Here is a 12,039-nt window from a genome sequence, read left to right on the forward strand (position 1 = left end):
ACCGTCCAGCGCTGGACGGTCGGCTCCCTGCTCCTCGAACAGGGTGGTGCTCTCCCCGCCGCGTGGGCGGGGAGAGCGACGAGAGGAGCGGCGCATGCTGCCGTCATGGGAGCCCTTGTGGCCCTATCGGGCCGTGCTGGCCGTGGACGCCAGGGACTTCGGAACACTTGACAGCAAGGGAATGCAGCGGGTCAACGCCGACATCCCGCCCCTGCTGGCCCAGGCGCTGAGCGCCAGCAACGTCAGCGCGCACTGGGAACGGCGCGTGTTCGGCCAGCACACTGGCGACGGTTACGTCGCCGGCATGGACCCTGAAGTCCTGCCCGCCCTGGTGGGGCACTTCCCCGACGCGCTTCGCCAGGCGCTCGGCCGTCGGCGGGCCGAGAACCCGCACCTCAAGCCGCTGCAGCTGCGGGTCAGCATCCACGTCGGGCCGTTGCCTCAGAGCGGTCTGGGCGTGCCCATGGTGCACACCCACCGGCTCCTGGACGACAAGGCGCTGCGGGCGGTGCTCGATCGCGGGCATCCCGAGATCACCAATACCGCCGTGATCGTCTCTCAGCGGGTGTACGAGGACGTCTTCGACAGCGGCTGCGTCAACGACGACGTACTGCCGGCGCACTTCCACCGGCATCTGGTGAGGGTGAAGGAGTTCGAGCAGCCGGCCTATCTGCACCTTCCCGGTTTCGACTGGGGGCTAGCGGATCCGGACATCTTCGAGCCGTCCGCTGCGGCCGGGGACGAGGAGGGCCCGGGAGCCGCGGCGCACGTGGCACCGACTTCCACGGCTCCGGCAAGTCCCGGCACCGTGAGGGCGAGCGAGGACGAACGCTTCGTCGGGGCCCCGGGAGCCGAACCGTCTACCGGACGCCGCCAAGATCCTCGAAGAGCGCGGCGTCGTGGTTCTTTGCGCGCCCGCCGGCAGCGGCCGGCGGACCGCGGCGGTACGGCTCCTGCGCCATGTGGCGGCACCGCGGGAGCCGGAGCTGTTCGACCTCGAACCGGAGTGGGCCAAGCCCGGGACCCAGTGCCTGCCGGTGCGGTCGGCAACGGGCTTCGTGCTCGACCTCTCCGACCTCCCGGACGAGCCGCCCGCCCGCTTCGGGCAGGACCTGGTCCGTCATGGAGCGGCGCTGTGTGAACCGGGGTCCTTCCTGATCGTGCTCGCCACCCCAGGCGACTGGCAGGGCGCGTGGGCCGACGCCACCGGCGACGTCACCGTACGGCTGGAGTCCCCCCGTGCGCGGAGCCTGGTCGAGGCCGAACTCGACGCACACGGTCACGCGGACCGGGTGGCCTGGCTGACGGACTCGCCTCCTGGGCCAGGCCCGCGGACCGGCCGATGTGCTTACCGACGCGACCTCGTCCCGCCGGCTCCAAGCTGCCGAGATCGTTCCCGTCGGCGACCGCGCCCACCATGACCAGAGCTGTCAGGGGCTGCCCGCGGCCATCCTGCGTCATCTGTGGGACGAGTTCCCCACCCAGCACGACCTGCTGACCAAGTGGGCGGTCGGCGTCGCCGCGAATCGATCCATTCCGGAGGACGACGCCCGCCTGGCCAGCGAGGCCCTCCTACGCCTGGCGGTGCGTCGGCACGACAGGAAGGTGCCCGACGCCCTCGCGACGGGACTCACCGGCCCTCGGCGGATCTTGGCCGTCGAGGCGCTCACGAAGGCCGCGACCGACGCCGAACTCGGCCGCTACGTCCGGGACCGGCTCCTCAATTGGGCGGAGTCCAACAATGCGGAGAAGCTCGATCTGGTCGTCGACGTCTGTGGCGGGCCCTGGGGCTTGGAGCAGCCGGCGCTCGCCCTGACCCGCCTGGGCAAGGCGGCGGGCGGGAAGGAGTTCGGCGCCGAGAAGCTGGTCGTCGCCTTTCGGGAGCTCGTCCGCCAGGTTCCCGGCCTCGTCGATAAGACGGTCGTGCAGTGGCTGAGGAAGCACGGGACCGAGGTCGGCGGAAAGGCGCGCCGCCAAGCGTTGGGGGCCTTCCTGGCGCTCGTCTCCAGTGACACGGTACGGACCTGGTCCTCGCCTCGGCGCGCGACGCGTCCAGCAGGGAGCACTTCGTCCATGCCTGGCAGGCGCTGTCCACCGACGACGCCGTGGACGCCGTGCTCGACCAGCTCACCTCGTGGCAGGAGCGGTTCGAGCATGACGCCGACCACAGGAACACGGTGGTCGCCCTGCTCGCGGAGGTCTTCGCCCCGCCGCGGCTGCGATTGCGGCTCGACCGGCTCCTGGTGGCCGAGGGGGCGGTGGTCCGGCCGTTCTGGCGGGACATCCTCGGCTCTGCCATGCAGCACTACAGCCTCGTCCGGAAGGCATCGGAGGCGTGACCGATCGTCCCGGTCCTTGGTGGAGACAGCGGGTCGGCCGGTTCACTGCGTACTGGCCCACCTGCCTACCGGGCATCCGCTTTCTCGCGCGCGGCACTCTCACCCATCTGGTCCCTCCCCGGGCGGCCGGGAGCCACCACGGGACCGCCGCGCGAGCGGCGGCCCGCCTCGCCTTGGACGAACTCGGCCGCAGTATCACCGGGAAGCACCGTCCCGAGGAGCTGGAGTGCGCTCGGCAGAGGCTCACCCTGGCGGTCTCGCCGTGGCACAGCCCCGACAGCCGTCCCGACATCTGGCTCAGGGCACGACTCACCCTGCTGCTCCCCCAGCAGGATGCCGACCGGGCCCAGAGGCACCAGAACGCCCTGCGCGACGTGGAACTCCGGCTCGCGCAGGACCGGTTGTGCCGACAGGAGCTGGCTCAAACCGTGTGCGCGGACCGGGACACCGCCCGCCTGCGGTGGCTGGAGCGACATCTGGACGACCTGTCGGCCCTCGACTGGACAGCGTTCAAGAACACGATCCTGCCCTTGGTGGGGACGTCGGTCACCGAGCGCACGCAAGCCGAGCGGCTCGCGCACACCCTCCTCTACGTCTGGGAGCAGTTGGACTCCGCGCCGGGGCGGCAGGCGCGGTTCATGGCCACCGCCCGCACGCTCTTCGAGCAGATGGGTTGGGCAGATGGGTTCCCCTGGCCGTCGCCGTCCGACGCCCTGGAGCCCGTGGCGCCGTCCCCCGCAAGCATCCCCTTCGCAACGGAGGACGAGCAGTGAAGACCTCCATACTGCGCTGGCTGCTCGACCCGCTCACCAGTCTGCTCGCCCTCTGGCTGTGGTCCCGTGACCGCGGCCGCAGGCCATACGACGCGGCGTGGCGGCTGGCCAGGGTCACGCGTCACCCGGACGAGCTCGTGTACCGCATTCACGGCCACCACGCCGACGATCCTGGAGACGTTGTTCCTTGATCACGGGGCAGTGCTGCCTCCTGCGAGACACGAGCCATGTGGGCGCGGCGTGAGCGGTGCCGGCGAGCGGGACGTCTCGAGGGGACGGTCACACGCGCGATCCGGTGGTGGTGGCCGGCCTCAGGGACAGCGCAGTGGGGCCAGGATGGTGACTGCGACTCGAGATCGCAGTCACCTCCGCCCTGGGCCCTACGAACCCGTCCGGGCGGGCGCAGCCCAAACATGCCCGCTCAGCCTCCGAACGCTACGTAGTCGACGTTCGCACGCAGGACGACGGCCCCACCAGCGGCTGCTCCCTCTCAGCGCAGCTTTCGCTGGGGAGAATCTGGGGAGAATGACCACCGCTGGGGAGTGTCTGGGGGGAGTCGACCGCGCAAATCTGCAGCACGGTGAAAGCCCCGGAAAGATGCAAAGCCGCAGCTCAGGCGGCCTTCTGGAGCAATCTGCGCAGGTCAGCGCCCCGAGGATGACGACTTCAAGAAGATCTCAGCGTGGGCAGCCATCCTGTTCGCCCCCACCCTGGTGGGCACCATCTACGGCATGAATTTCCAGAACATGCCGGAGCTGCACTGGGAGTTCGGCTACCCCCTGGCAATCGGCCTGATGGGCGTCGTCTGCGTGAGCCTGTACTTCATCTTCAAACGGCGGGACTGGCTGTAACGACACCGGAATATCCTCGATAACAAATGATCACGCAAGGTGCCGCTCGGCCGCTGGGGAGAATCTGGGGAGAATGCGCGGCGCTTGGGAAGTGCGAAGCGCCCTCAACCGCGGCGACCAGCTCGACCGGGACATGCACGAGCGGGAGATCCGGACGCACGGCCACCGCGCGCCGGTCGCGCCGGAGCGAGTGGTCTCCCGTGCGGGCCGGTTCGTGACCGTTCTCAAGAGCATCGCGCGTCGCATCCGGGAAGTGTTCAGCGATCACCCTGTGTGATCAGGGTGGAGATCGCGCGTGCGGTTGTCGTCCGTCTTGTGGCACGGGATGCTGGGGGAGCACGAAGGGAAGCGGTGCCATGGATCGTTTTCCGAATGCGGCGAACGTCGACTTCCACAGTCCCCTGGACCCCTCCAAGGCCGCCACCGTGGTACTGGACGACCAAGGCCGCATTGTCGGGTGGGGATCCTCTGCCCAGCGCCTCCTCGGGCATTCTCCCGAAGAGGCACTCGGCCAGTCGGCCGCCCGGCTGCTGGCGACGACCTCCGGCCGGCGCCTGTCCGCCCTCTGCAACGCGCACCAGTCCCGCAGCATCGTCCTGGACCTCTGCCACCGGGACGGACGTACGGTGCGCGCGGCCGTGACGTTCAGCCCGCTGTCGCACCGGAGCGGAGCCGCGACCGTCGTGATGGCTGCCGAACTGGAGGCGCTCCGCAGCTGGGAGGCGCAGCTGGCGATGCTCCAGGGCCTGGCGACCGAGTCTTCCGTGGGCTTGACGATCTTCGATACCGACATGCGCGTCGTCTGGGGGAACGTCTCCACCGATCTGGAGCTCGGGGGTATCGCCCAGTACGTCGGTCGGTCGGCCGCGGATCTCTTTCCGGAAGGCGAATTCATCTCCCGCCACCACCCTCCGGACGAGGACCAGGTGATGCATCACGTGCTGACGACCGGGGAACCGATCGTCGGCATGCACTACCGCGGGCGCGCCCCCGCCGACCCGGTGCGCGAGCACGTCTGGTCCTGCTCGTACCACCGGCTGGTGGACGCCCGAGGCGAGCCGCTGGGGTTGTTCGAGGAGTCCCTGGACATCACCGACCGCTACCGCGCCCAGGAACGGCTGTCGCTCCTGGTGCGGGCGGGAAAGCGCGTCGGCGCCTCGCTGGACGTGCGTCGTACGGCTGCGGAACTCGCCGACGTGGCGGTACCGCAGCTGGCCGACGAAGTGCTGGTGGATCTGCCTCCGGCGGTCATCGAGGGACGGCAGCCGCCGACGCGCTCGGCGCCGGGACATGGACTGCTGCGGATGCACGGCCGGACTCCGGAGGAGTTCCGGACCAGCCCCGTCTCCTACCCTCCGTCGTCACCGCAGGCTCTGAGCCTTGCCACAGGCCGCTGCGTCGTCGGCGCCTCCCCTCCCGAAGCACCGGGCGAGGCGGGGTCGACCGCCTCGCACTCCAGCCTGTTCGTCCCGCTGCTCAACCGCGAGGCCGTCCTGGGCCTTGCCACCTTCCGGCGCAACAGCAACCCCGACCCCTTCGGCCCCGAGGAGCAGACACTCGCCATGGAGCTGGCCGAGCGGGCCGCCGTCGGCATCGACAACGCCCGCCAGTACACCAGCCAGCATGCGGCGGCCCTGGTACTGCAGCGAAGCCTGCTGCCACGGCACCTGCCTCAACAGAGCGCGGTCGACGTCGCGTACCGCTACCTGCCTGCCGACAGCCGCGTGGGCGTGGGCGGCGACTGGTTCGACGTGATCCCGCTGTCCGGGGCCAGAGTGGGACTGACTGTGGGCGACGTGGTGGGCCACGGTATGCACGCCGCAGCGACCATGGGCCGGCTGCGCGCCACCGTACGGACCCTTGCGCTGCTGGACTTGGACCCGGCCGAGCTGCTCACACGGCTGGACGACCTGGTCGCGCAGGAATCGGAGCCCGACGCGGACGACGGGCTGAGCGGTGAGGCGATGGTGGTGACCTGTCTGTATGCGATTTACGACCCGGTCAGCGGCCGGTGCGTCTGGGCCAGCGCGGGCCATCCCCCGCCGATGGTTGCCGATGCGAGCGGCTCGGTGGCCATGTCCGCGCTGACTCCGGGACCGCCCCTGGGCCTGGGCGTTCTGCCGTACGAGAACGTCGAGCTGGACCTGTCCAACGGCAGCGTGCTGGCCTTCTTCACCGACGGCGTCGTGGAGGACCGGGGCCAGGACATCGACAGCGGAATCGACCGCCTGGCCGAGGTGCTCACCTGGCAGCGATGCCCGCTGGAGGAATTGTGCGACCGGGCGCTGTCGGCCCTGCCGCCCGGGCCGCAGGTGGACGACGCCACGCTGCTGCTCGTCCGCACCCGGCGGCTCGACGCCGAGCAGGTGGCGGACCTGGAGCTGCCGTCCGATCCGGCCATGGTGGCCCACGCTCGTACGCTCACTGAACGCCAGCTGAGGACCTGGGGCCTGTCCGAGCTCTCGTTCACTGCCGAACTCGTGGTGAGCGAACTGGTCACCAACGGCATCCGGTACGCCACCGGACCGGTCGTGCTGAGGCTGATCAGAGATCGCTGCCTGCTGTGCGAGGTCTCCGACAGCGCACACACCGCACCACACCTGCGGCGAGCGCGCCGGGACGACGAGGGCGGCCGCGGCCTGTTCCTCGTCGCCCAGATGTCCCAGCGCTGGGGCACGCGGTACACCTCCTCCGGGAAGACGATCTGGGCCGAGCTGGCCATCCCCAAGGACCTCTCCCGGAATCAGGGTCAGGACGCCCTGTTGAGCGCAGCCCGCGGCAATCAGCGCCTCGCCGGTCACGCATGATCCCGGTGACCGAGGGTGGCTGCGCCGAAGGTTTTTCGCTGCGTTGTCAAAGTCGCCCCCGTACATCCACCGGCACCCGGCGCCGGGCACCGGGCACCGTGCACCGATGCTGGGGCGGGCAGGCGTGGGGGCCTGGCTTAGAGTGCGGATGTGCCGTCGTACAGCATTGGTCAGGCAGCAGGGCTGCTGGGAGTGAGTTCGGAGACCGTTCGCCGGTGGGCGGACGGCGGACGGCTGCACATGGACCGGGACGGCTCGGGGAACCGGATGATCGACGGGGTGAGCCTGGCGGCGTTCGCGAAGGAGCGGGCTGCGGGCATGCATCCGGTACCGGACTCGGTGTCCACCTCCGTGCGCAACTCGTTCACCGGGATCGTGACCGCCGTGCACGTCGACGACGTGGCCGCGCAGGTGGAGATCCAGTCCGGTCCGCACCGGCTGGTCTCACTGGTGACCCGGGAGTCCGTCGACGAACTCGCCATCGCCGTCGGAGTCACCGTCACGGCGAGGGTGAAGTCGACGAACGTCCACATCGACCTGCCGTGAACAGCGGGGCTCATCAGCGGCAGAGCAGCGCGGCACGCAGGTCGAGTCTGTCGTCGAGTCGGGAGAGGTCACGTCCGGTCAGGGCTTCGATGCGCTGGATGCGGTAGTGAACGGTGTTCACGTGCAGATGGAGGGCCGCGGCGGTCCTGGCCCATGAACAGTTGTGTGCGAGGAAGACCGGCGAGGTCGCCACGGCGGCCTTCCGCCGCTACCGGCTCCCGCAGTACGCCGACATCCCGCGCACCGAGGTCCACTTCATGGAGACCGCGGACGCCATCGGCCCGCTCGGCGCCAAATCGATGAGCGAGAGCCCCTTCAACCCTGTCGCCCCCGCCTTCGCCAACGCCCTGCGCGACGCCACCGGCATCCGCTTCACCGAACTGCCCGTCACCCGGGACCGTGTCTGGCTCGCCCTCGATCGCCGCGCCCGTGCCTCAGCCACGGAGGACCGGAGCCTTGGCGCATAGACCTGGAAGATGCGCCCCGGACATTCGTAGCAAGCTCACAATCGCGAAGGGTTGTGGGCCTTGGGGCCCGCAAACACGATTCTCCGGGCCGACGGTCGGGTATCACTGGGCAGTCATGCCGCAGCGACCGCCCGAAGGGGAATCCGATGAGTCGACTCAGCGCCCCGGCCGACGCACGTGCCGCCCGGACCAGATCCTTCGCCGTGTGCGGCGACGTGGCGGAGCCGGCCACGCTGACCGTCGCGGACCTGCGGCGGAACTGGGAGCAGCACCGGGCCGATGTGATCTTCGACTGCGCCACCAGCGGGCCGCAGCACCACACGTTCCGGGGCCCCCTGCTGCGCGAGGTCGTGAGCGACGCGCGTCCGGCCTTCGACCCCCGACGGCGCAAGGACCGCTCCCGCTTCCTGCTGTCCGTCAGCGGCGACGACGGCCACCACGCCGTCCTGTCATGGGGGGAGATCGACGCCGACTTCGGCAACACGCCCGTGCTGCTGGCGACCCGCCTGGACGGCGAAGACCTCGACGCCGAGGGCACCCGGCTCGTCGTACCCTCCGACCGCTGCGGCGCGCGCTACATCAGCGCGATCACCGGCATCTGGCTCGGCGCCTGCCGCCTGCCCGACGCGGTCATGGACATGCGCGCGGACTCCTGAGCCCGCCCGCTCGCGGATCCGTCTGCGTCCGGTTCGAAGCGCGACCTCTCACCCGCGCACCGCAGCGACACCGTCACACAGGTCCGCTGGACCTTCCTCCTATAAGACTGGCATCTGCGATGGATAATCACACCTAGACTTGCAGATGCCAGATCGATGGCTCTAGCGTGGCGCGTATGCAGTCCTACACCATTGGACAGGCGGCACGGTTGCTGGGCGTCAGTCCCGACACCGCGCGCCGCTGGGCGGACGCCGGCCGGGTCGCGACCCATCGCGACGACAGCGGTCGCCGCCTCATCGACGGCCGGGACCTGGCCGCCTTCTCCATCGAGGTCGCCCAGGGCGGCGGCGAGGACGACGCCTCCTACACGTCGGCGCGCAACGCCTTCCCGGGCATCGTCACCGCGGTCAAGCTCGGCGACGTCGCGGCCCAGGTCGAGATCCAGGCAGGCCCGCACAGGCTCGTCTCGCTGCTGACCCGGGAGGCCGTCGAGGAACTGGGGCTCGAAGTCGGCATGCAGGCCACCGCCCGCGTGAAGTCGACCAGCGTGCACATCGACCGCACCTGACCCCTTGCGCAACCAAGCGGCGTCGCCGGTCACCGGCGCGGCTCATCACCATCCCGCTCGGACGGCACCAAGCCCGCCATGTCCCCAAGGAGTCCCACCCTCATGTCCCGCACCTTCACCAGACGCCGCGCAGCCGCTGCCGTACTGACCGCCGCCCTCCTCGTCCCGCTTGCCGCCTGCGGCAACGACGACTCCAAGAAGGACGGTGGCGACGCAAAGGCGACCGAGTCCGCAGCCGGAGCTCCCAAGGCCGACCTGACGGTGCTGGCGGCCGCTTCCCTGACCGACGTCTTCAAGACCGCCGGCGCCGCGTACGAGAAGAAGCACCCGGGCACGAAGATCACGTTCTCCTTCGCCGGGTCGCAGGAGCTGGTCGCCCAGGTCAAGCAGGGTGCCCCGGCCGACGCGCTCGTCACCGCGGACACCAAGAGCATGGACAGCGTGAAGACGGACACCGGCACCCCGGCCGTCATCGCCAAGAACCGCCTCGTCATCGCCACCGTCGAGGGCAACCCGCACAAGGTCGACGAGCTCAAGGACCTCGCGGACACGAAGCTGAAGGTCGTACTCGCCGCCCCCGAGGTGCCGGCCGGCAAGTACAGCAAGAAGATCCTCGACGCCCAGAAGATCACGGTGAAGCCGGTCTCCCAGGAGCCGAACGTCCGGGCCGTGCTGAGCAAGGTCGAACTCGGCGAGGCCGACGCGGGTCTCGTCTACAAGACCGACGCGGAATCCGCCACGGACAAGGTCGACGCGGTCGAGATCCCGGACGCGCAGAACGCCATCGCCCAATACCCGGCCGCCACGCTGAAGCAGTCCAAGAACGCGGAAGCGGCCGCCGCGTTCGTCGCGTGGCTGTCCTCGCCCGAGGCGCAGAAGATCCTCCAGGACGCGGGCTTCCAGCAGCCGTAGTCCCGGCGACTGCCCTGAGGGGGCTGCCCGTTCCCGGGAAGCGGGCAGCCCTTCCCCGTCCGTCACCCGCGTCCCAGGGGTCCACCGATGAAACGAACCCGCCGTCGCGCACCGGGCCCCCGCACCCCGGTCACCCTGGCGATCCCCGCCCTGCTCGCGGTGGCGTTCCTGCTGCTGCCGCTGATCGGAATCCTGGTACGGACACCGTGGGGCGAACTCGCGGACCATCTCACGACCCCCGGGACCACCCAGGCGCTGCGGCTCTCCCTGCTGGTCTCGTTCTGGGCACTCGGCCTGTCGCTGGTCCTCGGCGTGCCGCTCGCGTGGCTGCTGGCGCGCGTTCCGTTCCCGGGCAAGGCGTTCGTCCGGTCCCTCGTACTGCTGCCGATGGTCCTGCCGCCCACCGTCGGCGGAGTCGCGCTGCTGCTCGCCTTCGGCCGGCGGGGTCTGCTCGGCCCCTGGCTGGAGGACACCTTCGGGATCACCCTGCCGTTCCACACCTCGGGCGCCGTCCTCGCCGCGACCTTCGTCGCGATGCCGTTCCTCGTCATCAGCCTCGAAGGCGCACTGGGCGGACTGCGCCCCCGCTACGAGGAGACCGCCGCGTCCCTGGGCGCCTCGCCGGTGCGGGTCTTCTTCACCGTCACCCTGCCCATGGTCGCCCCGGGCCTCGTCGCCGGCGCGGCCCTCACCTGGGCACGCGCGCTGGGCGAGTTCGGCGCCACCATCACGTTCGCCGGCAACCTCCCCGGCACCACACAGACGCTGCCCCTGCAGGTCTACCTGCTGCTCCAGGACGAGCCCGAGGCGGCGACATCGGTCTCCCTGCTGCTGCTCGCCATCGCGATGTTCGTCCTCATCGCGCTGCGCGGCCGCTGGGGCGTCACACCCGCCGCCCGCTCGCACGTACCCGTGCCCCCGGCGGACGAGGCCGAACCGGGTGTGACCCGGGCACCCGTCCCCGTCCCCGTCCACGTCCCCGAGCACACCGACACAGACGATGGCGTTGCGCAGGAGCGCTGGTCCCTGCACGCCGACGTCACCGGGTTCAACCGGCTCACGCTGGACGCCGAACCGGGCACCACCATCGCCGTCGTCGGTCCGAACGGCGCAGGCAAGACCACGCTGCTACGCGCACTCCTCGGCCTCACCCCGCGCGCCCACGCCGAACTCCGGCTCGGCGACGGCGACGTCACCGACCTGCCGCCGCACCGCCGCCACGTGGCCTGGGTCCCGCAGGACGGCGCCCTCTTCCCGCACATGAACGCCCTTGCCAACACCGCATACGGGCTGCGCGCTCACGGAATCCCGCGCGCCGAGGCCCGCCGCAGCGCCCAGGAGTGGCTGGACCGGCTCGGCGTCGGACACCTCGCGCACCGCAAACCGGCCCAGGTCTCCGGCGGTCAGGCACAGCGTGTCGCGCTCGCCCGCGCGCTGGCCGCACGACCGAGGCTCCTCCTGCTCGACGAGCCGCTCGCCGCACTGGACCAGACCACACGCGCCCATGTCCGGCACACCCTCCGCCGTCATCTCGACGGCTTCGGCGGCGTCTGCCTGATCGTCACCCACGACCCGGTCGAGGCCGTCGCGCTCGCCGACCGGGTCCTCGTCCTCGACGACGGACGTGCCCTGCAGGACGCCCCGCCCACCGAGGTGACCCGGCACCCCCGCTCACCCTGGGTCGCCCGGATGCTCGGCCGCAACGCCTGGCCCGGCACCGCCACCGCCGACGGCATCCAACTCGCCGGCGGCGGCACGCTCATCGTCGCCGACCCGCTCCCGGCCGGCACGAACGCCCTCGCGATCATCGCGCCGGAAGCCGTCGCCGTGCACCGCGACAAGCCCGCCGGCAGCCCCCGCAACGTCTGGCCCGGCACCGTACGCGAGATCACCGGCAGCGGAAGCCGGCTGCGCATCCTGATCACCTCCGACCAGGCCCCGGACCTCGTCGCCGAGATCACCCCGCATGCTCTCGCGGACCTCGGCCTCACCGACGGCGCTCCCGTCTGGACCAGCGTCAAGGCGACCGAGGCAACCGCGGTGGCCCTGTGAGCCGGTCCCGTCGGCAGCGACCCGGGCAGACGGTGACCAGCGGGGCCAGGACGCCCTGGCCACCACC

Annotated in this window: 12 protein-coding genes and 3 pseudogenes; 13 read left to right on the forward strand and 2 right to left on the reverse strand. The window is 70.6% G+C overall.

Features of this window, described 5'->3' with window-relative positions; all coding sequences use genetic code 11:
- The first annotated feature begins 94 nt into the window (after positions 1 to 94).
- Positions 95 to 1,141, forward strand: coding sequence for a hypothetical protein (locus tag ACWGI8_RS01540; protein ID WP_453657587.1), 1,047 nt, complete (start codon positions 95 to 97; stop codon positions 1,139 to 1,141).
- A 431-nt stretch (positions 1,142 to 1,572) separates the two neighbouring features.
- On the opposite strand, the gene ACWGI8_RS01545 is transcribed toward ACWGI8_RS01540, so the two are convergent.
- On the reverse strand, positions 1,573 to 1,944 hold the full coding sequence (locus tag ACWGI8_RS01545) for a hypothetical protein (protein ID WP_453657589.1): 372 nt from the start codon (positions 1,942 to 1,944) through the stop codon (positions 1,573 to 1,575).
- 161 nt (positions 1,945 to 2,105) lie between these two features.
- Here ACWGI8_RS01545 and ACWGI8_RS01550 point away from each other — a divergent pair, with 161 nt between their 5' ends.
- The 7 genes and pseudogenes from ACWGI8_RS01550 to ACWGI8_RS01580 all read left to right on the forward strand — a co-directional run bounded on the left by ACWGI8_RS01550 (position 2,106) and on the right by ACWGI8_RS01580 (position 7,316).
- Positions 2,106 to 2,339: a hypothetical protein gene (locus ACWGI8_RS01550; protein WP_453657591.1), complete on the forward strand. Its 234-nt coding sequence runs from the start codon at positions 2,106 to 2,108 to the stop codon at positions 2,337 to 2,339.
- A complete protein-coding gene (locus tag ACWGI8_RS01555) occupies positions 2,336 to 3,112 on the forward strand; it encodes a hypothetical protein (protein ID WP_453657593.1) in 777 nt (258 codons plus the stop codon). The genes ACWGI8_RS01550 and ACWGI8_RS01555 overlap by 4 nt, the downstream gene beginning before the upstream one ends.
- Complete coding sequence (locus ACWGI8_RS01560; protein ID WP_453657595.1) at positions 3,109 to 3,303, forward strand: hypothetical protein; 195 nt, start codon at positions 3,109 to 3,111, stop codon at positions 3,301 to 3,303. Before ACWGI8_RS01555 ends, ACWGI8_RS01560 begins: the two co-directional genes overlap by 4 nt.
- A gap of 474 nt (positions 3,304 to 3,777) precedes the next feature.
- Positions 3,778 to 3,963 (forward strand): annotated as a pseudogene (locus ACWGI8_RS01565) (CorA family divalent cation transporter); the annotation flags it as partial.
- Positions 3,964 to 4,036: 73 nt separating this feature from the next.
- A complete protein-coding gene (locus ACWGI8_RS01570; RefSeq protein WP_453657597.1) occupies positions 4,037 to 4,240 on the forward strand; it encodes a hypothetical protein in 204 nt (67 codons plus the stop codon).
- Positions 4,241 to 4,319: 79 nt separating this feature from the next.
- The gene (locus tag ACWGI8_RS01575) at positions 4,320 to 6,770 is read left to right on the forward strand and encodes a SpoIIE family protein phosphatase (protein WP_453657599.1); all 2,451 of its coding nucleotides are present in this window, start codon (positions 4,320 to 4,322) and stop codon (positions 6,768 to 6,770) included.
- 150 nt (positions 6,771 to 6,920) lie between these two features.
- A complete protein-coding gene (locus ACWGI8_RS01580) occupies positions 6,921 to 7,316 on the forward strand; it encodes a TOBE domain-containing protein (protein ID WP_453657601.1) in 396 nt (131 codons plus the stop codon).
- A 13-nt stretch (positions 7,317 to 7,329) separates the two neighbouring features.
- On the opposite strand, the pseudogene ACWGI8_RS01585 reads toward ACWGI8_RS01580, so the two are convergent.
- Positions 7,330 to 7,503, reverse strand: a pseudogene (locus ACWGI8_RS01585) (PucR family transcriptional regulator); the annotation flags it as partial.
- On the opposite strand from ACWGI8_RS01585, the pseudogene ACWGI8_RS01590 reads away from it, so the two are divergent.
- The 5 genes and pseudogenes from ACWGI8_RS01590 to ACWGI8_RS01610 all read left to right on the forward strand — a co-directional run.
- Positions 7,496 to 7,783 (forward strand): annotated as a pseudogene (locus ACWGI8_RS01590) (hypothetical protein); the annotation flags it as partial. The pseudogenes ACWGI8_RS01585 and ACWGI8_RS01590 sit on opposite strands and share 8 nt — an antisense overlap.
- A gap of 146 nt (positions 7,784 to 7,929) precedes the next feature.
- Positions 7,930 to 8,439, forward strand: coding sequence for a molybdopterin-dependent oxidoreductase (locus ACWGI8_RS01595; RefSeq protein WP_453657603.1), 510 nt, complete (start codon positions 7,930 to 7,932; stop codon positions 8,437 to 8,439).
- Positions 8,440 to 8,615: 176 nt separating this feature from the next.
- Entirely contained in the window at positions 8,616 to 9,008 is a 393-nt protein-coding gene (locus tag ACWGI8_RS01600) for a TOBE domain-containing protein (protein ID WP_453657605.1), read from the forward strand.
- A gap of 102 nt (positions 9,009 to 9,110) precedes the next feature.
- Complete coding sequence (gene modA / locus ACWGI8_RS01605; protein ID WP_453657607.1) at positions 9,111 to 9,920, forward strand: molybdate ABC transporter substrate-binding protein; 810 nt, start codon at positions 9,111 to 9,113, stop codon at positions 9,918 to 9,920.
- 87 nt (positions 9,921 to 10,007) lie between these two features.
- Positions 10,008 to 11,972, forward strand: coding sequence for an ABC transporter permease (locus ACWGI8_RS01610; RefSeq protein WP_453657609.1), 1,965 nt, complete (start codon positions 10,008 to 10,010; stop codon positions 11,970 to 11,972).
- Positions 11,973 to 12,039: the final 67 nt, after the last annotated feature.

The organism is Streptomyces sp. NPDC054841, assembly GCF_053611045.1.